The 23,123-nt window shown below is 65.2% G+C and carries 24 protein-coding genes; 12 read left to right on the forward strand and 12 right to left on the reverse strand.

Features of this window, described 5'->3' with window-relative positions:
• Positions 1 to 31 precede the first annotated feature (31 nt).
• From Hhyl2_RS04030 to Hhyl2_RS04045, 4 genes are read right to left on the reverse strand one after another with little or no spacing between them, the layout of a single operon-like run.
• Positions 32 to 2,068, reverse strand: a complete 2,037-nt coding sequence (locus tag Hhyl2_RS04030) for a SpoVR family protein (protein WP_483549444.1) — start codon at positions 2,066 to 2,068, stop codon at positions 32 to 34.
• On the reverse strand, positions 2,065 to 3,378 hold the full coding sequence (locus Hhyl2_RS04035) for a YeaH/YhbH family protein (protein ID WP_483549445.1): 1,314 nt from the start codon (positions 3,376 to 3,378) through the stop codon (positions 2,065 to 2,067). The genes Hhyl2_RS04030 and Hhyl2_RS04035 overlap by 4 nt, the downstream gene beginning before the upstream one ends.
• Complete coding sequence (locus Hhyl2_RS04040; protein WP_483549446.1) at positions 3,369 to 5,651, reverse strand: PrkA family serine protein kinase; 2,283 nt, start codon at positions 5,649 to 5,651, stop codon at positions 3,369 to 3,371. The genes Hhyl2_RS04035 and Hhyl2_RS04040 overlap by 10 nt, the downstream gene beginning before the upstream one ends.
• Complete coding sequence (locus tag Hhyl2_RS04045) at positions 5,651 to 7,723, reverse strand: PrkA family serine protein kinase (protein ID WP_483549447.1); 2,073 nt, start codon at positions 7,721 to 7,723, stop codon at positions 5,651 to 5,653. Before Hhyl2_RS04045 ends, Hhyl2_RS04040 begins: the two co-directional genes overlap by 1 nt.
• Before the next feature lie 449 nt (positions 7,724 to 8,172).
• Between Hhyl2_RS04045 and Hhyl2_RS04050 the strand changes: the two genes are divergently transcribed.
• Positions 8,173 to 8,550 (forward strand): DUF5820 family protein, encoded by a 378-nt coding sequence (locus Hhyl2_RS04050; protein ID WP_483549448.1) that lies wholly within the window; start codon positions 8,173 to 8,175, stop codon positions 8,548 to 8,550.
• A 32-nt stretch (positions 8,551 to 8,582) separates the two neighbouring features.
• Entirely contained in the window at positions 8,583 to 9,035 is a 453-nt protein-coding gene (locus Hhyl2_RS04055; RefSeq protein WP_483549449.1) for a UPF0179 family protein, read from the forward strand.
• A gap of 26 nt (positions 9,036 to 9,061) precedes the next feature.
• On the opposite strand, the gene menD is transcribed toward Hhyl2_RS04055, so the two are convergent.
• Both menD and Hhyl2_RS04065 read right to left on the reverse strand, forming a co-directional pair.
• Positions 9,062 to 10,834 carry a 2-succinyl-5-enolpyruvyl-6-hydroxy-3-cyclohexene-1-carboxylic-acid synthase gene (menD, locus tag Hhyl2_RS04060; protein WP_483549450.1) on the reverse strand — a complete coding sequence of 591 codons (1,773 nt, stop codon included), beginning with the start codon at positions 10,832 to 10,834 and terminating at the stop codon, positions 9,062 to 9,064.
• A complete protein-coding gene (locus tag Hhyl2_RS04065) occupies positions 10,831 to 12,168 on the reverse strand; it encodes an isochorismate synthase (RefSeq protein WP_483549451.1) in 1,338 nt (445 codons plus the stop codon). The genes menD and Hhyl2_RS04065 overlap by 4 nt, the downstream gene beginning before the upstream one ends.
• Before the next feature lie 230 nt (positions 12,169 to 12,398).
• Here Hhyl2_RS04065 and Hhyl2_RS04070 point away from each other — a divergent pair, with 230 nt between their 5' ends.
• Both Hhyl2_RS04070 and Hhyl2_RS04075 read left to right on the forward strand, forming a co-directional pair.
• Positions 12,399 to 12,614: a ribbon-helix-helix domain-containing protein gene (locus Hhyl2_RS04070; protein WP_483549452.1), complete on the forward strand. Its 216-nt coding sequence runs from the start codon at positions 12,399 to 12,401 to the stop codon at positions 12,612 to 12,614.
• A gap of 74 nt (positions 12,615 to 12,688) precedes the next feature.
• The gene (locus Hhyl2_RS04075) at positions 12,689 to 12,970 is read left to right on the forward strand and encodes a UPF0058 family protein (RefSeq protein WP_483549453.1); all 282 of its coding nucleotides are present in this window, start codon (positions 12,689 to 12,691) and stop codon (positions 12,968 to 12,970) included.
• Between the two features lie 87 nt (positions 12,971 to 13,057).
• Here Hhyl2_RS04075 and Hhyl2_RS04080 read toward each other — a convergent pair whose 3' ends face one another.
• The 3 genes from Hhyl2_RS04080 to Hhyl2_RS04090 are packed head-to-tail and all read right to left on the reverse strand — an operon-like array spanning position 13,058 to position 15,357.
• Positions 13,058 to 13,570: a winged helix-turn-helix domain-containing protein gene (locus Hhyl2_RS04080; RefSeq protein WP_483549454.1), complete on the reverse strand. Its 513-nt coding sequence runs from the start codon at positions 13,568 to 13,570 to the stop codon at positions 13,058 to 13,060.
• A 37-nt stretch (positions 13,571 to 13,607) separates the two neighbouring features.
• The gene (locus tag Hhyl2_RS04085) at positions 13,608 to 14,507 is read right to left on the reverse strand and encodes a ferritin family protein (protein ID WP_483549455.1); all 900 of its coding nucleotides are present in this window, start codon (positions 14,505 to 14,507) and stop codon (positions 13,608 to 13,610) included.
• Between the two features lie 55 nt (positions 14,508 to 14,562).
• On the reverse strand, positions 14,563 to 15,357 hold the full coding sequence (locus tag Hhyl2_RS04090) for an enoyl-CoA hydratase/isomerase family protein (RefSeq protein WP_483549456.1): 795 nt from the start codon (positions 15,355 to 15,357) through the stop codon (positions 14,563 to 14,565).
• Between the two features lie 90 nt (positions 15,358 to 15,447).
• Between Hhyl2_RS04090 and Hhyl2_RS04095 the strand changes: the two genes are divergently transcribed.
• The 6 genes from Hhyl2_RS04095 (at position 15,448) to Hhyl2_RS04120 (ending at position 19,683) form a co-directional block, all read left to right on the forward strand.
• A complete protein-coding gene (locus tag Hhyl2_RS04095; RefSeq protein ID WP_483549457.1) occupies positions 15,448 to 16,851 on the forward strand; it encodes a cryptochrome/photolyase family protein in 1,404 nt (467 codons plus the stop codon).
• 358 nt (positions 16,852 to 17,209) lie between these two features.
• Positions 17,210 to 17,821: a superoxide dismutase gene (sod, locus tag Hhyl2_RS04100; RefSeq protein WP_483549458.1), complete on the forward strand. Its 612-nt coding sequence runs from the start codon at positions 17,210 to 17,212 to the stop codon at positions 17,819 to 17,821.
• A gap of 96 nt (positions 17,822 to 17,917) precedes the next feature.
• On the forward strand, positions 17,918 to 18,187 hold the full coding sequence (locus tag Hhyl2_RS04105; protein ID WP_483549459.1) for a DUF5827 family protein: 270 nt from the start codon (positions 17,918 to 17,920) through the stop codon (positions 18,185 to 18,187).
• Positions 18,184 to 19,011, forward strand: coding sequence for an ATPase (locus Hhyl2_RS04110; protein WP_483549460.1), 828 nt, complete (start codon positions 18,184 to 18,186; stop codon positions 19,009 to 19,011). The genes Hhyl2_RS04105 and Hhyl2_RS04110 overlap by 4 nt, the downstream gene beginning before the upstream one ends.
• A gap of 118 nt (positions 19,012 to 19,129) precedes the next feature.
• Positions 19,130 to 19,360, forward strand: coding sequence for a DUF433 domain-containing protein (locus tag Hhyl2_RS04115; RefSeq protein WP_483549461.1), 231 nt, complete (start codon positions 19,130 to 19,132; stop codon positions 19,358 to 19,360).
• Positions 19,357 to 19,683, forward strand: a complete 327-nt coding sequence (locus Hhyl2_RS04120; protein ID WP_483549462.1) for a DUF5615 family PIN-like protein — start codon at positions 19,357 to 19,359, stop codon at positions 19,681 to 19,683. Before Hhyl2_RS04115 ends, Hhyl2_RS04120 begins: the two co-directional genes overlap by 4 nt.
• 70 nt (positions 19,684 to 19,753) lie before the next feature.
• Here Hhyl2_RS04120 and Hhyl2_RS04125 read toward each other — a convergent pair whose 3' ends face one another.
• Positions 19,754 to 20,359, reverse strand: coding sequence for a hypothetical protein (locus Hhyl2_RS04125; RefSeq protein ID WP_483549463.1), 606 nt, complete (start codon positions 20,357 to 20,359; stop codon positions 19,754 to 19,756).
• Positions 20,360 to 20,424: 65 nt separating this feature from the next.
• Complete coding sequence (locus Hhyl2_RS04130; protein ID WP_483549464.1) at positions 20,425 to 21,006, reverse strand: MBL fold metallo-hydrolase; 582 nt, start codon at positions 21,004 to 21,006, stop codon at positions 20,425 to 20,427.
• 131 nt (positions 21,007 to 21,137) lie between these two features.
• Here Hhyl2_RS04130 and Hhyl2_RS04135 point away from each other — a divergent pair, with 131 nt between their 5' ends.
• Positions 21,138 to 21,722, forward strand: a complete 585-nt coding sequence (locus tag Hhyl2_RS04135) for a HalX domain-containing protein (RefSeq protein WP_483549465.1) — start codon at positions 21,138 to 21,140, stop codon at positions 21,720 to 21,722.
• Between the two features lie 10 nt (positions 21,723 to 21,732).
• A complete protein-coding gene (locus Hhyl2_RS04140; RefSeq protein WP_483549466.1) occupies positions 21,733 to 22,392 on the forward strand; it encodes an RAD55 family ATPase in 660 nt (219 codons plus the stop codon).
• 25 nt (positions 22,393 to 22,417) lie between these two features.
• On the opposite strand, the gene Hhyl2_RS04145 is transcribed toward Hhyl2_RS04140, so the two are convergent.
• Positions 22,418 to 23,041 (reverse strand): trimeric intracellular cation channel family protein, encoded by a 624-nt coding sequence (locus tag Hhyl2_RS04145; protein ID WP_483550549.1) that lies wholly within the window; start codon positions 23,039 to 23,041, stop codon positions 22,418 to 22,420.
• Positions 23,042 to 23,123 lie beyond the last annotated feature (82 nt).

Genomic DNA, 23,123 nt, shown 5'->3' on the forward strand with positions numbered 1-23,123 from the left:
ATCTTCCTGTCAGAAACTGCGGTGTGACTGGTCAGGCCAGCCACTCGTCCGGTTTGGTGTCGTAGTCGATATCCGTCGCGGTGAGATGCTCGACCTCGGCCCAGTCGGTGGTCTCGACGGTGACCTCCTCGCCGTCGTAGCGGATCCGCTTGCCGACCGGTTCCGGTTCCGGTTCGCGGTCTCGGCGTTTGGCCACCTCGACGTCGTGGTCGTCGAACTCCTTGACGATGGTCAGGAGGTTCACGGGGTGGCCCCACAGTTCGAAGACCCGTTCGAGCACGTCGCCGGCCTGCTGGATGTCCAGCATGACGCCGTTGTACTGGTGGGCCAACAGCAGTTCGTTGCGGTTGCGGTAGTTGCCGTCCTCGACGACGATGGTCGGCTTGCCGAAGTTGGTGAACTGCAACATCAACTTCTTCTTGACGTCCTCGTGGTCGGTCGAGGTCACCCGGTAGTCCCCAGAGGCGTGGGTGTACTCGTAGGTGAAGTAGTCGTTGTTGTCGACGAACTCCTGGGTGAGGAACGCATCGAGGAACGTCACGTCGTTGTGGGACTCGCGGATCTCACGCATGCGCTCCCAGCCCCGGGTGTAATCGACAGCTGCCAGTGCGTCGGCGACGCCCTCGTAGCGGTCCTGCTCGAAGAGATACCGGGAGACCCGTTCCAGTTCCTCCTGGCCGACCTGGGCGAGGAACCCGCGGTTCTGTGGCCTGATCAGCGAGTAGTGTCGTTCACACAGCCCTTCGTAGGTCAGCACCTTCCAGGGGTACTGCTCGACGTCGAACTCACCTTCGCGTGCCGCAGCCAGTCTGTCGGCGTCGACGCGCGGGTCCTCGGGGTCGAGGTCGTCGAGGTGACCCGGAACGTCTGTCAGCCACTCGGGCGGTTCGAGCTGTTCCTGGACCGCACTGAAGTCCACGACGTCGTGGAAGTTCCGCCAGGTGACGCCATCGGTACGGAGCAACCGTTCGACGACCTCCCGGCGGTTCTCGGTGTTCTCGACGTACTTCCAGATGGCCAGGCCGAGGCTGTAGGGGTTGAGCCCGCCCGACCCGAGCACCTTCGACATGTGATCGGCGTAGAGGACGAACTCGTCGTCGCCGGCGAAGTTCTCGTCGGTCATCATCACCGACTCCCAGTAGCTCGCCCACCCCTCGTTCATCACCTTCGTCATCTTCTGGGGGGCGAAGTAGTAGGCCTCACGGCGGAGCAGTTCCAGCAGGTCACGCTGCCAGTCGGTGAACTCGGCGGCCTTCTCGGCGTCCTCGTCGTAGCGGTTCCCGTGTTTGCGCAGGAACCCCAGGATGTCCTTCTCGGGTTCGGCGGGGAACGAGACCCTGTCGTCGTCCTCGCCCTGGGCTTCGAGCCACTCCTCGTCGAACACCTGCCGTTTGACCTCGTCCGAGAGGTCCAGTTCGTCCAGCTGATCGGCGACCTCGACGCCCGCCAGGTCCTCGAACTCCTCGGGAGTCGTGTCGACGGGTGCGTACGGTTCGTGCTGGTCGATGTTGTCCTCCAGACAGAGGACGTGGTCGATGAACCGCTCGACGTCGGCCCGCTCGATCTCCGGGTCCTGCATGTACTCCCGGATGGTTTCGGCGTGCCGGGAGAGCATCTCCGCGGCCTCGGGGCTGCGGACCCGGCGCTCGCCGTCCTCGCCGCGGGAACTGGTGCCGTCGGCGAACATCCGGAACCACTCGTTGTTGGCGAAGAAGTCCGCGTGGGCCTCGACGTGGGTGATGACCGCCTTCTGGTCGGCCAGGGTGTTGGACTCCTGGAGGAAGGCGTGGGCGGGGTCGTCGTTGTTGACGATCTCGAAGGCCTTCCCGCCGAGGAACTGGGTCTGTTTCTGCTGGCGGTCGTACTGCATCCCCCAGCGCCAGTGTGGGTAGCGACGCTGGAACCCGCCGTAGGCGATCAGTTCGTTCATCTCGTCGTAGTCGACGACCCAGTAGTTGACCGGGTACGGCGAGAGCCCGAGCTTCTCTGCCAGGTTGCTCGCCTCCTCGACGTGTCGTTCGAGGTCGGCGGCGATACGCTGCTTGGTGATTCTGTCGTCGGTGCTCATTCGTCGTCCTCCGTGCTGAGTATCTCGTAGATCGCGTCGACCACGTCCTCCGGCGAGGAGACGTACGCGACCGCGACGTTGTCGGCGTCGCGGAAGCTCCGTTCGACCTCCTCGGCGTGGGTGGCGTTGATCGCGTTGCCGCTGGGCTGGGTCTCCACGTAGGCGTGGAGGTTCGCGGGGATATCCTCCATCAGCGGGATCACCTTCTCCTCGGTGTCGTTGCTGGAGTTCTCGCTGTCGCCGGCGGCGAAGACGTAGCGGTTCCACTCGCTCCAGGGGTACTCCTCTTCGAGAACCGCGGCGGCCAGTTCGTACGCGCTGGAGATGCGGGTCCCGCCGCCAGAGCGGATGCCGAAGAACTCGTCACGGTCGACCTGCCAGGCGTCGGCGTCGTGGGCGATGTAGACGAACTCGGCGTTGTCGTACTTGCCCTGGAGGTACCAGTCCAGCGGCGTGAACGTCCGCTCGACGAGTTCGCGCTTCTTCTGGCGCATCGATCCCGACACGTCGCGGATGTTGACCACGACGACGTTCTTCTCGCGTTCCTCGATGATCTCGGGGTAGCGGTAGCGCTCGTCCTCCCGGCGGAAGGGTACCTCGTCGACGCCGTCCCGACGGATGCGCTGGGCGGTTGTGACCTGCTCGACGTTCGCTTCCATCTCCTCGATAGAGGCCCACTCGCTCTTCTCGTCGCTTGCGAGTTCGTCGTAGGCGTCCTCGATCCAGGCCTTCGAGACCGGGATGTTGTGCTCCCGGGCCCACTCGAAGACGGTCTGTGGCCCCCACCCCTCGATCTTGAGGGCCTCGCGGACGTAGTCCTCGTCGAACTCCATCGCCAGCTTGCGCTTGAGCCCCTTCTTGAACAGCCGCTCGAAGTCCAGCGTCGAGGACGGGCCGGTCCGGGTCATGTCGGTGAAGTCGCCCTCCGTCTCCTCGACGACCTTCTTGCCCTTCGGTTCGAGGTCGAGGCCGAGTTGCTCGTCGAGTTCCTGGGCGAACTCCTCGGGGTCCATCTCGTAGTACTCGTGCTCGCCGCCCTCCTCGCCGGGGTCGCCGTCCTCGTCGCCGTCGCCGGGCTGGGGCTGTGGCTGGCCGACCGGGTCGCCGGGCTGGGCGCCTTCGCCCTGGCCGACGCCGCCCTTGTCGCGCTGGTCGTACTCGAAGCTCGGCAGGTCGACGATCTTGATCGGGATACGGACCTCGTCGTCCCTTGACTGGCCCAGGTCGCCGTACTGGATGAACTCCGAGAGATCCTGGCGGCGCTCCTCGCCCACTTCACGGTACCGTTCGAGGTCGTCTCTCAGTCCCATCTGTAGCTCACCTGGTTCATGACGTGCCGGCTGGTCAGTTCGGCAGAGGCCTCGCTGTAGTCGTGCATCTCGACCATGTTCCGGACGGTCTTCTCTTTGAGCCGGGCCGTCTCGGTCCCCGACGGCGGGGAGTCCCACTGCCGGGGGTCGAAGTCCTCGTAGGTCCGCCGGACGTCGTCCCAGTCGTGGCGGCCGAGGACGGTCTTGATGACCGGGATCTCGGTCGGGGAGACGTCGCCGACCTGGAACTCCTCGTCGCGGCGCTGCCACGCGTGGCGGTTCAGCGCCGTGATGATCTTGTCGGTGCGGAACGTCTCGACGGCCTCGTCGGGCTCGTTGCCGTCGTAGTTGTCCTCGTCGAACCGGCCCAGATGCTCGATCTCGAAGACCTTCATCTCCAGGGGGTCGGGATCGACGTACTCGCCGCGGTCGTTGACGATCTGCTCGTCGGACTCCCAGGCGTAGACCTGCTCGATGTAGGCCTCGACGGTCGCCTCGTCGACGCGCTTGTCCCGCATCATCGCGTCCAGCACGTCCTGTTCCTGCTGGCCGAAGACGTGGTTCTTGACGGTGACGACCCGTTCCTCGTACTCGCTGGCCTCGTTGGCCGAGAAGACGGGCGCCTCGCGCATCCCCTCGGCGACCGCGTTGAGCACGTCACGCGGCATGATGACGTTCTCGACGGGGAGGTCCGGGTGGTGGCGGTCCTGTGTCTCGTGGAGCAGGTCCGCGACGACGTCGCGAACGTAGGTCACGGGGATGCCGTGGTCGCCGTCACGCGCCGTCGTCGCCATGTCGTAGTCGTCGATGTCGACCCGGTCGTCGCCCTCCATCAGGTAGCCCCGGTCGAACAACAGTGCCTTGTCGACCAGGTCCAGTCCGTTGGGGACCGACCGTTCGTCGAGCCGCGAGACGACGGCGTACAGCGCCGCCGCCTCGATGGTATGGGGTGCCAGTTCCTTCTCCGTGGCCGTCGCGAGTTCGTCCCGGACCGAGATCGAGAGGGGCTCCTGGATCCACTGTTCCAGTTCCTCCCAGGAGTCCGGGTCCCAGACGCTCGTCTCGTCGGTCAGTTCACGCCGGAGCAGTTGTGCCTCCAGCGAGAGGTTCGTCAGGTACGTGAACTCGTGTTTGTCCAGTCGCCGCTTCAGCGCCTTCAGCGGGTCCTGGCCCTCGCGGTCGGCGTGCTGATTCAGTTGGGCCTCCAGATCCGGGTTCGAGATGATGATCAGTTGCGTGTCGATGTCCATCCCGATGCCCTTGTCCAGTTTGACGTGGCTCTCGTCGGGGACGTTCAGCAGTTTCTGGAGCAGGTCGGCGTGCTGGCCAGCGTCCTCGACGACCGTCAGCAGGCCGTTGCCCTGCGAGAGGACGCCGTCGTAGCTGAACGCCTGGGGGTTCTTCCGGCCCCGTGAATCCAGTTCGCGGAGCATCCCGTGCATCCACGACCCGACGAGCCGTTCTTTCGGTGTCCCCTCGTCCTCGGAGTGGAGGACGCCGATGCCGTGGCCCACGTCGACCACGAAGTTCTTGACCCGGAGGTGGTCCGGCCCGGTCACCGCCGAGAACAGGTCTTTCGTCCCGGTGCGCCGGTACTGCTCTTCGAGGTAGTCGTAGGCCTCACGCGAGAACGGGTCCAGATCGCCGTCGACGCGGATGGGGATGTGATCGTCGAGGGTCTCGTTCAGCGCCGTCAGCAGATCCTGCCGGACGTCGTCGGGGAACACCGTCAGCGGGTGGATCTGGACGGGGCTCTCGTACCAGTCGTCCTCGTCCTCGATGGGCTGATCGCCGTAGGTCAGCGCCGAGTCAGACCCACCGGCGCCGGCGACGTTCCACTCTAAGGTGTATCGCCGACCGGTGGGTGTCTTGGAGTACTCGCGCAGGCCGTTGATGAGACAGCGCTTGAGTTCGGACTTCCCGGTGGCAGTCGGCCCCTCCAGCCAGATGATCTTCTCGTCCTTGCCGCGTCCAGCGGCGATCGACCGCAGGTCGTCGACGAAGGCGTTGAGTACGTCGGTGTTGCCCAGGATGGCGTGCTCGCCGTCGTTGTGGGGGTCGTCGAAGAAGCGATACCGCTCCTTCTCCTCGCCCTCCTCGATGACGGTCCGTGTCCCGGCTGCCTCGATGGCGTCGAGCAGGTACTTCGAGGCGTGGGCGGCCAGCTCCGGCGATTCGAGGATCTGGTCGACGTACTCTGCGAGCCCCATCGGCGCCTCGTAGGCCCGATCCAGCGAGTCGTCCGCCCGGCCGATGTACTCCTCGCCTGTCATCACTCCTCCATTTCGCTCTTTGCGACCTCGGCGCCGGCGAACTCCAGGACCTCCTTGGCGCCGGCCTCGGAGTAGCCCTGCTCGATGAGGGCGTCGATCCACTGGTTGCGGTCGTCGTCGTCCATCTCCCCCGACGACACGAGCGCCGAGAAGTTGATGTTGTGTTTCTTGTCCTCCCAGAGTTTCCGTTCCAGGGCGCGGCGCAGACGGTCGTTGTCCTGCGGGTGGAACGTGTCACCCTCGCGTGCGCGTCGGGAGACCCAGTTCGAGACCTCCTGGCGGAAGTCGTCCTTGCGGTCCTCGGGGAGGTTGAGTTTCTCCTCGACCGAGCGCAGGAACTGCTCGTCGGGTTCCTGCTGGCGACCGGTGAGTTCGTCCTCGACGGTGTCGTCGTCGATGTAGGCCATGACGTGATCCATGTACTTCTCGCCCTGGCGCTGGATCTCGTCCATGTCGTAGGCCAGTGCGTGGCGGACGTCCTCGATGGCCCGCTCCTTGTACTCCTCGCGGACGAGTTCGAGGTAGCGGTAGTACTCCTCGAAGTTCTCGGCCGCGATGGAGCCGTGGTTCTCCAGGTTCTCCTCTAAGTGGTTGAACGTCGTCAGCGGCGAGAGGAACTGGCGGTCCCGGTGCATCGAGTCCATGATCGCCTCGGCGATCTCGTCGCCGATGAACCGCGGGGAGACGCCGTCCATCCCCTCGCCGATGTCGGCGGTCTTCTCGGCCTCCTCGCGGAGCTTCTTGACGTCGATGTCGTCGGCCTCGTCGATCTCGCCGTTGTAGGCCTTGGCCTTCTGGACGAGGTCGATCGAGGAGGTGTCGGGCTCCTCGATGCGGGTCAGCACGCCGAAGAGGCCGGCCATCTCCAGGGTGTGGGGTTCGACCTGGATGTCCGGGAGGTCGGCGTTGCGCAGCATCTTCCGGTAGATCCGCGACTCCTCCTCGTACTGGAGGACGTACGGGAAGTCGATACGCTTGGTGCGGTCGTTGAACGCCTCCATCTTCTCGTCGCCCTTCTTGTCCCGGTACTCGGGCATGTTCGTCCGGCCGACGATGACCTGGTCGATGTCGATCCGGGGGTTGTTCTTGGGTTTGATCGTCTGCTCCTGGCTCGCGTGCAGGAAGTCGTAGAGGAACTCCCGCTGGAGTTTCAGTAGCTCTTCGCCGGAGAAGATACCGCGGTTGGCGTTACAGAACGCCCCGGAGTAGTCGAACGCTCGTGGGTCGCTCTCCCCGTAGATAGCGATCTTCGAGTAGTTGACGTCGCCGGTGAGTTCGGTCTCGTCCTGGTTCTTCTTGTCCTTGGGCTCGAAGGTCTCGATCCCGCGCCGGCGGTTCTCGTCGGCGACGAACCGGATGATCTCGACGTGGTCCTCCAGGACCCGCTGGAGGTCGTCGTCGTAGTAGGCCAGCAGTTCGTCCATGTAGAACTCGCTGGCCGGATCGAGTGCCTGCTCGTTGCGGATGGTGTATGGGGCGTCCAGTTCCCCGTTGATGTCCTCGATGACCCGGTCGCGTTGCTCCTGGGGGAGCAAGACGAGCGGGTCCTGGTTCATCGGGGACCGGACGATATCGTCGGCCGGGTCCTGGTCGTCGACGACGTCACAGAGGTTGGTCCACCGGAACGTGTACATCCGGCCGTCGTCGCGGCGGGTGTAGTCCTCGAAGTACCGACGGAGTTGGCGGTCGAAGTCGGACTTGCCCGAGCCGACCGGGCCCAGCAGGAGCTTGATACGCTTCTGTGGACCCAGCCCGCGGGCGCCGGACTTGACCTTGTTGACGAACTCGTGGATCGCCTCGTGGATGACCCGCCCATAGAACGTATTCTCGCCGTCGTTCAGGGGGTCCTGGCTGGCGAGTTCGTACTCGACGACGCCGGCTTCCTCGTCGTACTCGGTCCCGTAATAGTCGAACATGTCCGCGACCCGCTGGTGGGCGTTCCGGGCGATCCGGGGCTCGTCGTACAGCTGTTCGAGGTACCAGTCGAACGACCGTGACTTCCTGAGGTCGGCTGGTATCGTGTCCCGGTACTCCTTGCTCAACGCTTCTAGTGTCTCTTTGTTCTTGCTCATGCTATCACAGTGGATTCGTCTCGCGGCAGCATGTGTCGATCAGTACCACCAGACGCCGCGGGCAGGGCCCGCAGTAATGTCTCGGTAACAGACAGTCCGCCACGCTCGGCGCGCGTGCGAACAGATGTCGCCTGACCCACGGACGTGGGCCGGTCGTTGAACCATGCCATGTCTTGGTTGACGGGGGAAGCAGCAGGGACGACTCCACCCAGTCTGAGAACGGTTGACAGTGTGTGACTGTTTCCGATACTATTTATTGTATGAGAACTCCAGACTTAAAAGGTTGCCTCCGTAACCCATAAAACACCGCATCTTTTCACCCGGTTTTCAGCCCTAACACGGAGACAGCAGCCCGAAGTAATGTTACCATACGACATACCTCGCACTCTCCATTTATATACCATTCCCGGAATCACTGGATTATTGGTCGCTGCGGCGAATCTCTTCCCATGGACCTCGCGGACCTCGACGACGACTGGACGGTGTGGAACGAGACCGACGAGAAGGTGATACTCGCCTACCGGCCCGACGTCTTCGACAGTCACGACTTCCCCGCACCCTGTCTCCCGACGATCTATCTCACCCGTGGGAAGCGGACACGCCGGCCGGGTGCTCAGCGGGCCGGCGAGTCCTGGTACGTCACGCTCTATCTCGAACCGGAGGTCGAACGGGACGCCGACGTCTACGACGACCGGGAGGGTGCGCTGGCGGGCGCCGTCGACCTGGCGAACCGCTTCGCCGCCGGTGACGTCGACTATCGCTCTCTCTACCAGATTCCCCGCGAGGAGTACCTCGACGAACTCGACGAGCGGACCGGCCGAGCCTGACGTTTAACTCTCCCGGCAGCCAACGGACGGCTATGACTACGGTCACGCTCGTCGGCACTCGCCTGGCGGCTGTCGGCGAGGAGTTCGTCTACCACGGTGAAGCCAGCGGCTGTGAGGGCTGTCCCTACCGGAACCAGTGTCTCAATCTCACGACCGGCCGCCGGTACCGCGTCACCGACGTCCGCAAGAGCGGCCAGACACTCGACTGTGCGATGCACGAGGAGGGCGTCCGTGCCGTCGAGGTCGAACCGGCACCGGTCACGGCTAACGTCCCGACGAAAGGGGCCTACGCAGGGAGCGCGGCCCAGCTGGCCGGCCCCTGTCCCCACACCGAGTGCCCGAGCCACCGCTACTGTGAGCCCGCGGGCGCGGAGTTCGACGAGGAGTACCGCATCGACGCTATCGTCGGCGACCCGCCCCACGACTTCTGTATGCTCGACCGGGACCTGACGCTCGTGGAGTTCGAAGCGCCCGACGACGCCTGATTCTGACCGCCGCCGATCACTACGACTCAGCCGAGTCGGTCGGCGACGGTCCGTTCGAGGTCGTCCCGGACCTCGTGACTCGCCGCCGCGTCGAAGGGGACCTCGACGACCTGCGTCCCCGTCGACGCGACCGATTCCTCGAAGGCCGCGACGAACGCCGCCCTCTCGTGAGCGCGTTCGAACGAGAGATCGTAGAGGTCGCTCGTCGGCGCGAAGTCCAGCCCGTGGGGCGTTCGGAACTGCGACTCGAAGGTCTCGTGGTCGGCGATGGGGAGCATGTGGAAGATGCCGCCACCGTCGTTGTTCACGAGGACGATGGTCGCGTCGACGCCACACCGCCCAAGTGCCAGCAACCCATTCATGTCGTGGTAGTAGGCTACGTCGCCGGTCACCAGGACCAGCGGGTCCTCGGTCGCACTGCCAGCCCCGAGTGCCGTCGAGGTGATACCGTCGATACCGCTCGCACCCCGGTTCCCAAGCACGGTCAGGTCGGCGGTTCGGGGCTTCCCGAATCGGTCGATGTCGCGAACCGGCATGCTGTTGGAGACGAACACCGTCGCCGGGTCCGGGGCCGACGCCGTGACGTCGGCGAGGACGCCACCCTCCCAGTAGCGGTCGCCGAGTGCGTCCTCGACTGCAGCCCAGTGGGTCTCCTCGGCGGCGGCGAACCGTTCGGTCCAGCCGTTTACCGGTCCAGCGCCGTCGACCGCTTCGGCCACCGCCCGCGCCGTCACGTCCTCGTCGGCGACGAGCAGGTCCGTCGCCGTGAACTCGGCCTCCGTCCAGTCGCCGGACGGGTCGACGACGAACTGTCGACAGTCGGCGTCCCGGAGGTAGTGGCGCAGGGGCTTCGATGTCGGTGAGGCACCGAAGCGGAGCACGACGTCCGGGTCCGGCCACCTGTCGGCTTCGTCGCTCCCGAGATAGGCGTCGTAGCCCCCACAGACCGGTGGCCCGGTCCGGTCGACGTGCGGGCCGAACCGTAGGTTCGAGAGCGGGTCGGCCAGTACCGGGAAGCCGGTCGCGTCGGCCAGGGCTGCCAGCGCGTCGGCCGAGAGCCCGTCGTGGGCCGGGCCCGCGACGAGTAGTCCACGGTCGGCGGCGCCGATGGCCGCGACGAGTCGCTGCTGCTCGCCGGCCTCCAGCGTCGACACGCCCTCGCCCGTCCTGACGAACGGGCCGTCTCGGCCCGCGGCCGCCACGTCCCCGTCCGCCCAGTCCTCGGGGACTGTAGCCGGGTCACCGGCCTCGGCGGGGATCGGTTCCAGGGGCTTGCGGAATCGGCAGTTGAGGTGGACCGGACCGGGGTCGGCCCCTGTCGCGGCCGACAGCGCCCGCGCCGCCGTCGTCCGGAGCATCCGGACCTTCCGGGGTTCGGCCTCGGGTTCGGGCATGTCCCGGTACCAGCGAACAGCGTCGCCGTACAGTTTCTCCTGGTCGACGGTCTGGTTGGCGCCACTGTCGATGAGTTCCGGCGGCCGGTCGGCGGTCAGGACCAGCATCGGGACGCCGGCCTGGTTCGCCTCGATCACTGCGGGGTGGAAGTTCGCCGCGGCGGTGCCCGAGGTACAGACGAGCGGCGTGGGCTGGCCCGTCCGCCGGGCACGACCCAGTGCGAAGAACGCCGAGGACCGCTCGTCGAGGTGCGAGAAGACGGTCACGTCGGGATGCTGGGCGAACGCGACCGTCAGCGGAGTCGACCGGCTCCCCGGTGAGATACAGACTGCGTCGACGCCGCTCGCGACCAGTTCCGCGACGAGCGTCTCCGCCCAGAGCGTGTTGACGTTCGGGTAGCTCATTCCAGTTCGTCGAGCATCGGCCGGTACTTCAGCTGAACCTCGTCCCACTCGCGGTCGGGGTCGCTGTCCGAAACGATACCCGCTCCGGCGAACAGCGTCGCCGTTCGGGCGCGCGCGACCGCCGAGCGGATGCCGACGGCGAAGGTCCCGTTACCCCGCCCGTCGACCCAGCCGATCGGTGCGGCGTACCAGCCGCGGTCGAACGCCTCGGTCTCGCGGATCGTCCGGAGCGCGGCATCCGGCGGGAGGCCACCGACCGCGGGCGTCGGATGCAGCGCCTCGACCAGGTCCAGCACGTGCTCGTCGGCGTCGAGTTCGGCCGTGATCGAGGTCCGGAGATGCTGGACCGTCGCCAGCCGTCGCACGGTCCGGTCGCCGGTCCGGATCGCCGTCGCGAACGGCGCAAGCTGATCGCGGATGGCGCCGGCCACCAGTTCGTGCTCGTGGCAGTCCTTCTCGCTCTCTAGGAGTTCCTTTGCGAGCCACTCGTCCTCGGCCGGGGTGTCTCCCCGACCGGTCGAGCCCGCCAGGGCCTCGGTCCGGACGGTCCGCCCGCGGAGCGAGACGAGCCGTTCCGGGGTCGCGCCGAAGAAGGTGCCCGCGTCCGGTGGCGAGAACATGAACCGGTAGCAGTCCGGATACGTCTCCGCGAGCCGGGCGAGTGCGTCGGGAACCGACAGCGCACGCCGGAGCGACACGTCGAGAGCCTGTGCGAGGACGACTTTCTGGAGATCGCCACGGTCGACCTTCTCGATCGCCGCACCGACCTGGTCCCGCCACGCTGTCTGGGACGGGGTCCGTTCGCGGCCCGTGATTCCGGGTGGACCCGAACGCTCGCCGTCGGCCATCGCGGCGAGTTTCGACTGCCACTCGTCGAGCCGCTCGTCGGCACGCTCGTGGGCGTTCGGACCCGTCGCCGCGACGGTCAGCCAGGCGTCGTCGTCGCGGACGGTCAGCTGGACCGCCGGCAGAAAGAAGCCGGCGCCAGGAAAGCCCTCCCAGGGCGAGTCCGCACCCTCGTGCTCGCCGTCGTGGAAGGCAAAGCCCCCGAACAGCCGCGGACGCGCCGCGCTCGGGAGTGCGTCGGGGACCGTACAGCCCTCGAACAGCGACTCCGACGCTGCTCGCACGTCCCTGAACCGTGAACTCCCCTCGGCGGCGATGGTGGCGGCCGCGTCCCTGGCTGCGATAGTTTCGGTCCCCGTCGCCCACGCGAACCGAGGGCGCGTCTCCGTCTCGAGGAACGCTCGCACCGGCGCGTGGTCGACGGGACGTCCGCGGGTGGCGACTATCGTCTCGCCGACCGTCACTTCCTCACCACGCAGTGGTTCCATCGACCAGCAGTTAGGGTTCCGCACCTTTGAGCCTAACTATACCCCATCCGTCCGGCCGGACAAACCCCGTCAGCCCGGACCTGCCGTCGTCACGACGGAGCTACCGGTTTCGATAACTTGCGACTCGTTACCGAAAACAATAGTTGTGGTTCCGGCACCGACTGTGGACGATTCCGGAACAAACCCCCGTCAGGTTTAAATACAGCTTGCTCGAACCACCCTACAGAGCGATGCCAAAGGTAGAGATAACGATCCCGGAGCATCTGGAGATGCAGATCGCTCAACTCGTCGATCAGGGTGAGTTCCTCAACCGCGAGGAGGCCATCGAAGACCTGCTCTCGACTGGGTTGAAAGCGTACAAGACGTCCGGGCCACAGGACGACGAGGAGGAACCGGGCTTCGAAGAGGACGGGATGATGGGGCACGACGACGAGTACGTCTTCTGACGCGCGGACGTGACACTCTGTCAGCTCTTCCCAAGTAATTCTTATACGGGTCCCGTCGCATAGAGGAGACAACGATGCACAAAGACGAACTTCTGGAGCTCCACGAGCAGATGGTCACCATCATGCAGTACTTCCGCGACGAGATGGACTCGGTCGACCCGAGCCTCTTCGACCAGTACGAGGAACTCGACGTGCGGCCGTCTGACGTCCACAAGTCCAAGAGCGAGCACAAACACGCCGTGTTCGTGCTGGGCAACGCCCTGGCGACGGCGATGAGCGAGGACGAGTTCTCCGATGCCGGCCGCGTCGGCAAGCGCATGAAGGAACTGGCCGAGGACGCCGAGCGGAAACTGTAGAGGGTCCGTTGCTGCTCTCTCTCTCTCTCTTCTGCAGTTCTACAGGCGGAGCAGGCCGAGTGCCTCGGGGCTTGACCCCGAGGCGGTTCACTCGTCTGTTAGATCAGTGAATAGCTCCGGGTCCGTCTGGAACTTCAGGACGTTGTGGATGACGGAGTTGCGGACGTTCTGGACGACGTCGCCGTGTTGTTTGTAGAACTCGTGGATCCACTTCGATTCGGCCTGGCGACTCGGGAACATCATCACCGACTTCCACTGGTAGGTCCCATCAGAGAGGAAATAGAAGAGCGTGTGCCGGTCGTCACGGATGTAGACCATGGCGTCGTGCCAGGCGTCCGCGAAGTTCTCGGGATTGAACTTGAACTCGAAGAGCGCGAAGTTGAACAGCGACTCGTTGGGGACGATCGCCTCCCGGAAGACGCCCTCGTCGCGCATCTTCCTGATGGACTCGCTGACGGTGACGTGTGAGACACTGATATCGTAGTCTTCCTCCAGAATATCGGCCAGCTCCCGCGACGAACGTTGTGGGTCGGCTGCGAGTTCCCGCAGGATATAGACGTCGCGTTCCTTGAACTCCCAGTCGGGCATATCGGACGTCATACTCTCCCTGGTGGACGGAGGGTTGTGACAGTTTCGCTCACGGTTCGAGTGCGACCAGCGTCTCGACGTCCGGCAGATCCGCTGTCTCGTCGGTGATCTGTCCCATGCGCTCCGTGTGTTTCTCCGCGGCGTAGGTCTGGAGGTCCGCTGCCGACGGGCCGGGCGTGTCGCTACTTCCACTGGCGGAGATGCCGTCGGTCGTCGTCCGCTGGACCAGCGGGAGCAGTTCGGTGACGGTGTCGTGGAGGAGTTGGGGGTCCAGTCCCTCCGCGACGAGTTCCTTGAGCTGTGCCATCCCGAAGCCGACGTGACGGCCCTCGTCGTGTCGAATCTGCTCGATGCCCGTCGAGAAACCCGGCAGCGTCGGCAGGTCGGGTTCGGCTTCGCCGAAGCTCTGCTGGAGGCCCCAGTAGGCGGTCTGTGCGAGGATGCCTTCGATGGTCAGGTGGTAGTGACAGAGTGCGATGGCGCGGTTCTCTGGGGTATCCTCGTCCAGGAGCCGATGCATCGCCTCGTCGGTCCGCGCGAGCAGTTCGTCGTAGGCGTCGTTGATCCAGCGGTCCTCGTCGGGGGCCGTCCGCTCGACGCCGCGGGCGTCCTCGACGGGAGTGACGACCTCGGTCCAGTATCGGTCGAAGAAATCCAGGTGGCGTGCTTCCTCGTACAACTGTGTGGTGAGATACGCCTGCGCTTCGGCGTCGTCGAGGACCACCGCGAGCGGCGCCAGATCTTCGGTCACTGCCCGCTCGCCGGCGCCGAACTTGGCGACGGTCGCGCGGAAGTTCTCGAAGGTCTTCGGATGGGCGTCGATCAGTGGGTCGACGTCACCCGCGAGGTCGATCGCCGCGGGGTCCCAGTGACGTTCGACCGCGTTGCGGTAGTACCTGAACGACCGGTCCTCGCGGTCGACGCCGAGACGGAACGTGTCGTCGCTCATACGCGTCTCGTCAACCCGGTAAGATATAAGGGTTGACGAAAGCACTCGCTGCCGTTCAGCGACCCTCGAACTCCGGGTCCCGCTGTTCCATGAACGCGGTCGCACCCTCGGCGTGGTCGTCCGTGGTGAACGCGATCCCCTGCGCGGTCGCTTCGCGGTCGAGTGCCTGTTCGAGCGACACCTCGGTACCGCGGTCGAGCAACCGCTTTGCCTGGGTCAGCGCGACCGTCGGGCCTGCTGCGATGTCCGCGACGATGTTGTCGACCCCCTCCTCGAAGGAGTCGGCCTCGAACAGTCGCGTGAACACGCCCAGTTCACGGGCGGCATCCGCGTCCAGCAGTTCGCCCGTGAACACCAGTTCCTTGGCCTTGTTCGGCCCGACGATACGCGGCAGGAAGTACGAGACGCCGGAGTCGATAGCCAGGCCGACCCGGCGGAAGCCGAAGCCGATCTTCGCGTCGGGATTGGCGAGCTGGATGTCACAGGCCAGTGCGAGGCCAGCGCCGGCGCCGTAGGCCGGGCCGTCGATGGCCGCGACGACGGGGAGCCGGCAGTCGTGGACGGCCCGGATCGCGCCGTTGATCGCCGAGACGACGAGTTCGATCCGCTCGGCGACGGGGTGGTCACCCGCGACGCCCTCGATCATCGCCTCGATGTCGCCGCCTGCACAGAACGCCTCGCCGGCACCCTCGACGACGACACAGCGCGCGTCGCTCTCCTCGACCGCCTCGAAGACCTCCGTGAGGGCCAGTGCGGTGTCCTCCGCGAGCGCGTTGCGGACGTCCGGGCGGTTCAGCGTGACGGTGGCGACCTCGTCGGTGATATCGAGCAGCACTGGATCGGTCGACATACTCACCGGGAGAACCGGCCCCGGCAAAACGTTGGCGTCCCCACAGTGGTTTGGTACTACCTTTTGAAGGGCAGGGGACGAGTAGTCTGTATGCGCCTCCACTGGCACCGGCGGGATCTGCGGGCGGCCGACAACGCGGGGCTGGCACGAGCGAGTGCGGACGATCCGGTCGTTCCGGTGTTCGTCTTCGACCGGGACGTACTCGACCACGCCGCGCCGCCGCGCGTGACGTTCATGCTCGACGCGCTGGACAGTCTCAGGGAGTGGTATCGCGACCATGGGAGCGACCTCGTCGTCGCCGAGGGTGACCCGCGTGAGGTGCTCCCCGATCTCGCTCGGGAATACGGTGCCGAGGCCGTGACCTGGGGGAAAGACTACACCGGGCTGGCCCGCGAGCGTGACGCCGCCGTCCGGCGGGCGCTCGACGACGCCGGCGTCGCCCGCGAGGCTGTCCAGAACGCCGTCCTCCACGAACCCGGCGAGATCACGACCAACGACGGCGACCCATACAGCGTCTTCACCTACTTCGGCCGCAAGTGGCACGACCGGGAGAAGACACCACCCTACGACCTGCCGTCGGCCGACGAACTGGCCACTGTCGACGGTGATGCCCTCCCGACGCGGGCCGATCTGGGGTTCGAGGCCCCCGAGGCGGACGTTCCGACGGCCGGAACCGACGCCGCCCGCGACCTCCTCGACGCGTTCCTCGAAGACGACGTCTACCGCTACGAGGAGCGCCGGGACTACCCAGCCGACGAGTGTACCTCCCGGCTCTCTGCTCATCTGAAGTTCGGCACGATCGGCATCCGTGAGGTGTACGCCGCTACTGCCGACGCCCGCGATCGCGTCGAGCCCGGCAGCGAGCGCGAGGCGTCCGTCGAGGAGTTCCAGTCACAGCTCGCTTGGCGGGAGTTCTACACCCAGGTGCTGTTCGACCAGCCCAACGTCGTCACGGCCAACTACAAGGACTACCAGAACCCCATCGAGTGGTACTACGACGAGGACGCTCTCCAGGCCTGGAAGGACGGCGAGACGGGCTATCCCATCGTCGACGCCGGGATGCGCCAGCTCCGCGAGGAGGCCTTCATGCACAACCGTGTCCGGATGATCGTCGCCTCGTTCCTCACGAAGGACCTGCTGATCGACTGGCGCCACGGCTACGACTGGTTCCGCCAGAAACTGGTCGACCACGACACCGCTAACGACAACGGCGGCTGGCAGTGGGCCGCCTCGACGGGGACCGACGCCCAGCCGTACTTCCGGATCTTCAACCCGATGACCCAGGGCGAACGGTACGACCCCGACGCCGAGTACATCAAGCGCTACGTTCCGGAGCTTCGTGATGCGGGTGCCGAGGTTATCCACGAGTGGCACGAGGCGTCGCTGACCCAGCGACGGAACGCCGCGCCGGAGTATCCCGACCCGATCGTCGACCACAGCGAACGGCGGGAGGAAGCGATATCGATGTTCGAAAGAGCGAGAGGCGATGCGTGAGCGTCGGCCCTCGGCGGAGCGGTGAGCAGAGTGAACCGCGGAGAGAGCGAGAGGCGATGCGTAGCATCGGCTCTCGGCGGAGCGGCGAGGAACGAGCCGTGGAGTGGGCGTCGCACAGCCGCTGACCCCCGACAATCGGGGAATTATCAACGAAAGAATACGACGGGGCACGACGTGGTCTTTCGCCGTACGTGCGACATATCTGCATTCGTGAATGTGTCGTCGATGTTCCGGCGACCACTGCCGGTATCCGGCACGGAAGAACCACCTGACGGCACCGGGTGAATGTGGTGTGGTAGCGTACCGCTCCTAACGTTTAAACGGCCTCCGAACTACGGTAACAGTGGAGGAATTTCCTATGCCTGAACATTCCGAACCCGAGCTGCCACCGCTCCCGTACGACTACGACGCGCTGGAGCCGCACATCTCCGAACAGGTCCTCACGTGGCATCACGACACCCACCACCAGGGCTACGTAAACGGCCTGGCCTCCGCGGAGGAGACGCTCGCGGAGAACCGCGAGTCGGGTGACTTCGGCTCCTCGGCCGGTGCGCTGGGGAACGTGACCCACAACGGCTGTGGGCACTATCTCCACACGCTGTTCTGGGACAACATGGACCCCAACGGCGGCGGCGAGCCGGAGGGTGACCTCCGTGCCCGCATCGAGGAGGACTTCGGCTCCTACGAGGGCTGGAAGGGCGAGTTCGAGGCTGCTGCCTCGGCCGCCGGTGGCTGGGCGCTGCTGGTCTACGACCCCGTTGCCAAGCAACTTCGCAACGTGAAGGTCGACAAGCACGACCAGGGCGCGCTCTGGGGCGCACACCCCATCCTGGCCCTCGACGTCTGGGAGCACTCGTACTACTACGACTACGGTCCGGCCCGCGGCGACTTCATCTCGGCGTTCTTCGAGGTCGTCGACTGGGACCACGCCGCAAAGCAGTACCAGAAGTCAGTCGAGCACTTCGAGTAACGCTCCCCACCTGCATTTTTATCGGCGCCACTCCCCGCCAGTGGCGACCACGCCGAGTCCGAGAGATTTACCCAGCCGCTCGGCCAACCGAGGGGTATGCCAGTCGACAAAGCCGAGTTCGACGAGATCCTCCCCTTCCAGTTGCACGAGCCCCAAGACGTTCTGGAACCGGACAAACTCTACACCATCCCGGAGCTGGCGCGGCTCCTCCAGGGACTGCCCGCCGACGCCGAACTGAGTGACTTCAACGAGTCCGTCTTCATCGACTGGGCCATCCCGTGGATGATCTACAACCAGGGCGGGCTGGTCTTTGCCGACCCGGACGACGAGGACGTCGTCGGCCTCTACGGGCTCGCGGAGTCATGAAGCTCCTCGTCGCCGGCGCCGACCGGGTCGACGCCGGCAAGACCACCTTCTCCGTCGGGCTGCTGGAACACACCGGCGCACGTGGGTTCAAGCCACGGGCGGGGAACAACTACTGGTTCGACCAGGACGACGTCGTCTACGCGACCGAGCAGGGGCGTCTGTTCGGCAAGGACGCCAAGCGACTGGCCGCGGCCTCACCCGGCGAGGTCCGCCCGGAAGCGATCAACCCGATCCACCGCCTCTGGCACCCCTCGCCCGGCGGTGGGACGGGCATCCTCGGCCGTGACGACCAGCAGTTCGTCGTCGACCGCGTCGGCGTCGGTGCGGACAGCACGGGAACCGGCGAGTTCGTCGTCAACGGTACCGTCGGGCTCCCAGACGCGCTCACGGAGCGACTCGACCTCGACGCGGCGCCGCGCGTGACCTCGCTGCCGGATTTCAACGACCTCATGGGCGCGATGCACGTCGAGGCGCTGGAGAGCGTCGCCGAGGACATCGCGGCTGCCGACCGCGCCGTCGTCGAGTCCTACGGCGACGTCGCCACACCGCTCCAGGGGTTCGAACCGGACGCCGTCGCCGTCGTCGAGCCAGGCCGGGCGCGGTTCTACGACGGGCGACGCTACGCGAAAGCCTGCGAGGTGGCGACTGGCAGTCCCGAGGAGGGTCAACTCGAACAGCGCGTCGAGAGTGTCGTCGATCTCATCGACGCGACGGGGGCGGTCCGACTGCCGGCGCTGGACGGCGAGACTCAGTCGGATCCGGCTGCCGTCGCCGACGCCTACGACCACGCCTACGACGCGTTGCTGGCGACGGCGTTCGACTGAGACGGGACGTACACACAGGGAAGCGCCTCGTCACAGACGGAGGCGTTCACGAGATGGCCGATGAAACGCTGCTGGAGTGAACCCGGAGTTTAAGTCCGATTGGGGCGTCCGTTTTCCCATGGGAATCGTCCGGGAGAGCGAGCACAGCGACGGAGCACCGACGATAGAGGGCACCGGAATCAGAGTCAAGGATATCGCGGAAGCCTACGAGCACAGCGGCTACGATCCGGACGAAATCACCACTCTGTATCCTGATCTGACCCTCTCCGATGTCCACCGAGCGCTCGCGTACTACTACGATCACATCGATGATTTCCGTTCACCGTCGTCTGACGTCCTCTCAGCATGACCCGACCGCTGTACTGTGACGAGAGTATCTGGATTCCAGTAGCCGAGGGGCTACGTCGCCGTGGCTGGACCGTCCACACCGCCAGAGACGAGGGGACACTCGGCAATCCGGATCGGGAGCAGTTGCGATACGCGATGCAGAACGACTGGATTCTCGCCACCTTCGACGACGACTTTCTGTCGCTCATCGAGGGTGAAGGGCTGGACCACGCGGGGTTGATCTACGTCCAGCAATCGGGACGGCAGATCGGCGATGTCGTGAAGGCGCTCGACGGACATCTCGAAGAGCGAGACGATTCTGATCTGTCGATACAGTACCTGTAACGCAAATATTCCACTATTAGCTGTCGGTCTACTGGAGTTAGATTTCGACGGTGAATTTGGCTGCCTCTCGTCAGTACACACAGGGAAGCGCCTCGTCACAGACGGACGCGTTCACGTCCTTCCGAACCCAGACGCCGACGTACGAGTCGCCCGGGTTCAGTTCCGTATCGTTGATCGGGATGGTCTCCTCTGGTTCGTAGGACACCGCGTCCATCGTGGCGTTCGGCGCCTCGGCGACGACCCGATAGGTCCCGTCCTGTCCCTGCGTCCAGATTCGGAAGTCGCGTTCGTCGTCGACAGCGAGCGTCGTCCGGTTGACGACGCCCGCACCGGAGTTGGTGGCACACTGGACCGTGATCGTGACGTTCGTCGGCCGTGGTCGGTGGTTCGTGATCTCGACGTCGATGTGGCTCACGACCTGGCTGTCCGGGTAGTCGCTTTGCACGTTGTAGGCGGCGATGATGTCCATGGTCGTCTCGGCACGCAACTGGCCGTCGTCGTACGCCGCGATGGCGTTCTGGACAGTCATCGGCCTGACGACGGGCGGGGAGCGGTCGTCACACTGGAATCCAGGAGCGGACTGACTCTGTGGGCTGGCGGCTGCTGCTGTCGGCACGACCGCGAGGGCAGTGACGACCGTGAGCACTGCGATGACGGTCGTGAATGAGGGTCGCATGGTTCCACCAACAACTGGACGAATATTAAAAGTGCAAGCAAGATTAGCTTTTCCAGAGATCTTGCTCAGAACCGTGCGGCCTGCCAGGCCAGTTCGATGTCCTGGTAGGCGTTGTCGGTGACGCTGGGGCCGTGGCCGGTGTGCATCACACCGAGGTCCTCGTCGACGGTGTCGAGGATGCGATCGATACTCTGGACGAGCAGGTCACGGTCCCCTTCTTCGAGGTCGGTCCGGCCGAAACTGCCGTTGGCGAACACCAGGTCGCCCGCGAACAGGACGCTCGCACCTTTCGAATAGAAACAGAGGTGGTCGTTCTTGTGGCCCGGCGTATGCAACGCCCGGTAGCTGTCGTCACCGAGGCTGACCGTCTCTTCGTCTTCGATAGCGTGGTCGACGCCCTCCTGTGCCGTGTCGTACCCCCAGACGTCGACGTCGAACGCGTCAGTGACGGCGCCGAGGTTTCCGACGTGGTCGTAGTGGGTGTGGGTCAGGACGACGGCGTCCAGGCCCCCGACGTGTTCTTCGACCGCCGAGACGACGTCGAACTCGTTGCCGACGTCTACCAGGACCGTCCGCTCGCCGGTGACGAGGAAGACGTTACTCGTGAACGCCTGTGCGCCACGCGCCAGGTTCCGGATCGTACTCATAGCCACCCCTTGGCCGTCGTGGGGCATGTCGGTGTCGTTACGAGAATGGCAGGACGGGTGGGCCCTGACCGGTCGTCGCTGACCCACAGGGCTTTGTAGGTGGATACAGAAACGGAAACAGTAGAGACGAAATGTCTGATTCGGACCCCCCAGTGGTACTTATTGTCGAAGACGAACCGGACGTGGCGGAGACCTACAAGCTGTGGCTCCAGGAGGAGTACGAGGTCCGCATGGCACAGAACGGGGACGAGGGCCTCGAGATGCTCGACGAGTCGGTCGACGTCGTCCTGCTGGATCGGATGATGCCGGGGCTCTCCGGTGACGAAGTACTGGAACAGATCCGCGACGGCGATCTCAGCTGTCGGGTCGCGATGGTCACCGCGGTCGAGCCCGACTTCGATATTCTGGAGATGGGGTTCGACGCTTACCTCTCGAAGCCGATCCGTAGCGCACAGCTCCACGAGACGGTGGAGAACCTCCTCGAACGGTCCGAGTACGACTCGCTCCTTCAAGAGTACTACGCGCTCGTCGAGAAGCAGGCGACGCTCGAAGCGACGAAATCGAGCGCAGAACTCGCAGAGAGCGAGGACTATACGGCTCTGACCGACGAGATTGCGGAGATGCGTGAGGATCTCTCCGATGCACTGGGTGGCATCGAGGACGACGACGATTTCATCGCGACGCTCCGTGGGTTGAGCGAGGGCGACGAGAACTGAGTTACTGACAATGTACGATCTCTCATCCGTTCTCGATTTCGACGCGCTCCGCGAGGTCCGGCCGGGGTCGAACATCCTCGTCTCCGGGCCGGCGATGAGCGGCAAGGAACGGCTCGCGTACGATATCCTCGCAGACGGTGCCCGGAACGGCGACGGGGCCGTCGTCGTCTCGACCAGCGACGGGGCCTCCACCATCGTCAACGACTTCCGTGAACTCGTCCCCGAACTCGAGGAGTCACAGCTCGGTGTCGTCGACTGCCGGGGTGAAGGCAGCGGTGACAGTGGTTCCCTCAACGGTGCGTACGTCCACCAGGTCTCCTCACCAGGTGACCTGACGGGTATCGGGATCGGGATCACGAAGGCACTGGAGGGGCTGCACAACTCCGGCCGCGACAAGGGCCGGCTGGCACTGGTCTCTCTGTCGACGATGCTGACCTACACCGACAAGAAGACCGTCTTCAAGTTCTGTCACGTCCTCTCCTCGCGGCTCGACTCCGCCGGCTACATCGGCGTGTTCACCATCGACTCCGGGGCACACGACGAACAGACCCTGCAGGTCATCAAGCAGGCGTTCGACGGCCTCATCGAGATCCGGGATGCCGCAGGCGGGGGGCGCGAAGGCCGCGTCCTCGGACTGGCGGGCGAGCCGACGCCATGGAAAGAGATCTAGCGCTGCGACCGTCTTCTGGAGGGACTCACCGATCACCGAATCGCTTGTTCGCGAGCCCGAGCACCTGCGCCGTCGGGAGTTCCCACCCGTAACTGACTGCCGTGAGCCGGAGGCCGACGGTGACGGCGGCACAGACGCCCGCTGCGACGCCACCCGAGCCGCCGCCGGCCACGACGACCCAGTGGGTTGCCCCACCGATGATCGAACAGCTCGCGTAGAAGTCGTCGAAGAGGATGAACGGCGACCGGTCCAGCAGGATGTCGGCGAACGCACCCCCGCCACAGGCGTTGATCGCCGCCACTGCGACGACGCCGAACGCGGAGACGCCCGCGTCGGTCGCGACGATGGCGCCGGCCGTCGTGAACGCCGCGAGACCGATAGCGTCCGAGACCAACGTGATCGGATGCCGGTCCGGATCGTCGAGCAGGACGCTCAAGCCGATCGCCAGCACGACCCCCAGCATCCCGAGACTGATCTCGCCCATGTTCCGCAACGCCAGTGGCACCCGGTTGACCAGGACGTCACGGGTCGCCCCGCCACCGAACGCGGTCATCAACCCGACGACGGCGACGCCAAGCAGGTCGAACTCCTCGCGGATCGCCTTCGTCGCCCCGACGAGCGCGAACGCCACCAGGCCGATGGTGTTCATGATCGTGAACGGGTCCGCCGGTAGCGACCGCAGGATGCCGGTCACCACGGGCACGAACTCCTCGAGCACTGGATAGAGCCTC

It is taken from the genome of Haloarcula sp. H-hyl2 (assembly GCF_056934385.1).

Excerpts from the sequence above, each read along its gene's own strand:
- Hhyl2_RS04045 (WP_483549447.1), bottom strand. The coding sequence starts at position 7,723 with ATGAGCAAGAACAAAGAGACACTAGAAGCGTTGAGCAAGGAGTACCGG.
- Hhyl2_RS04050 (WP_483549448.1), top strand. The coding sequence starts at position 8,173 with ATGGACCTCGCGGACCTCGACGACGACTGGACGGTGTGGAACGAGACC.
- sod (WP_483549458.1), top strand. The coding sequence starts at position 17,210 with ATGCCTGAACATTCCGAACCCGAGCTGCCACCGCTCCCGTACGACTAC.
- Hhyl2_RS04145 (WP_483550549.1), bottom strand. The coding sequence starts at position 23,041 with ATGAACACCATCGGCCTGGTGGCGTTCGCGCTCGTCGGGGCGACGAAG.
- menD (WP_483549450.1), bottom strand. The coding sequence starts at position 10,834 with ATGAGCTACCCGAACGTCAACACGCTCTGGGCGGAGACGCTCGTCGCG.
- Hhyl2_RS04035 (WP_483549445.1), bottom strand. The coding sequence starts at position 3,378 with ATGGGACTGAGAGACGACCTCGAACGGTACCGTGAAGTGGGCGAGGAG.
- Hhyl2_RS04130 (WP_483549464.1), bottom strand. The coding sequence starts at position 21,006 with ATGAGTACGATCCGGAACCTGGCGCGTGGCGCACAGGCGTTCACGAGT.
- Hhyl2_RS04125 (WP_483549463.1), bottom strand. The coding sequence starts at position 20,359 with ATGCGACCCTCATTCACGACCGTCATCGCAGTGCTCACGGTCGTCACT.
- Hhyl2_RS04080 (WP_483549454.1), bottom strand. The coding sequence starts at position 13,570 with ATGACGTCCGATATGCCCGACTGGGAGTTCAAGGAACGCGACGTCTAT.
- Hhyl2_RS04040 (WP_483549446.1), bottom strand. The coding sequence starts at position 5,651 with ATGACAGGCGAGGAGTACATCGGCCGGGCGGACGACTCGCTGGATCGG.
- Hhyl2_RS04075 (WP_483549453.1), top strand. The coding sequence starts at position 12,689 with ATGCACAAAGACGAACTTCTGGAGCTCCACGAGCAGATGGTCACCATC.
- Hhyl2_RS04105 (WP_483549459.1), top strand. The coding sequence starts at position 17,918 with ATGCCAGTCGACAAAGCCGAGTTCGACGAGATCCTCCCCTTCCAGTTG.
- Hhyl2_RS04090 (WP_483549456.1), bottom strand. The coding sequence starts at position 15,357 with ATGTCGACCGATCCAGTGCTGCTCGATATCACCGACGAGGTCGCCACC.
- Hhyl2_RS04095 (WP_483549457.1), top strand. The coding sequence starts at position 15,448 with ATGCGCCTCCACTGGCACCGGCGGGATCTGCGGGCGGCCGACAACGCG.
- Hhyl2_RS04065 (WP_483549451.1), bottom strand. The coding sequence starts at position 12,168 with ATGGAACCACTGCGTGGTGAGGAAGTGACGGTCGGCGAGACGATAGTC.
- Hhyl2_RS04140 (WP_483549466.1), top strand. The coding sequence starts at position 21,733 with ATGTACGATCTCTCATCCGTTCTCGATTTCGACGCGCTCCGCGAGGTC.
- Hhyl2_RS04120 (WP_483549462.1), top strand. The coding sequence starts at position 19,357 with ATGACCCGACCGCTGTACTGTGACGAGAGTATCTGGATTCCAGTAGCC.
- Hhyl2_RS04070 (WP_483549452.1), top strand. The coding sequence starts at position 12,399 with ATGCCAAAGGTAGAGATAACGATCCCGGAGCATCTGGAGATGCAGATC.
- Hhyl2_RS04135 (WP_483549465.1), top strand. The coding sequence starts at position 21,138 with ATGTCTGATTCGGACCCCCCAGTGGTACTTATTGTCGAAGACGAACCG.
- Hhyl2_RS04030 (WP_483549444.1), bottom strand. The coding sequence starts at position 2,068 with ATGAGCACCGACGACAGAATCACCAAGCAGCGTATCGCCGCCGACCTC.
- Hhyl2_RS04115 (WP_483549461.1), top strand. The coding sequence starts at position 19,130 with ATGGGAATCGTCCGGGAGAGCGAGCACAGCGACGGAGCACCGACGATA.
- Hhyl2_RS04085 (WP_483549455.1), bottom strand. The coding sequence starts at position 14,507 with ATGAGCGACGACACGTTCCGTCTCGGCGTCGACCGCGAGGACCGGTCG.
- Hhyl2_RS04110 (WP_483549460.1), top strand. The coding sequence starts at position 18,184 with ATGAAGCTCCTCGTCGCCGGCGCCGACCGGGTCGACGCCGGCAAGACC.
- Hhyl2_RS04055 (WP_483549449.1), top strand. The coding sequence starts at position 8,583 with ATGACTACGGTCACGCTCGTCGGCACTCGCCTGGCGGCTGTCGGCGAG.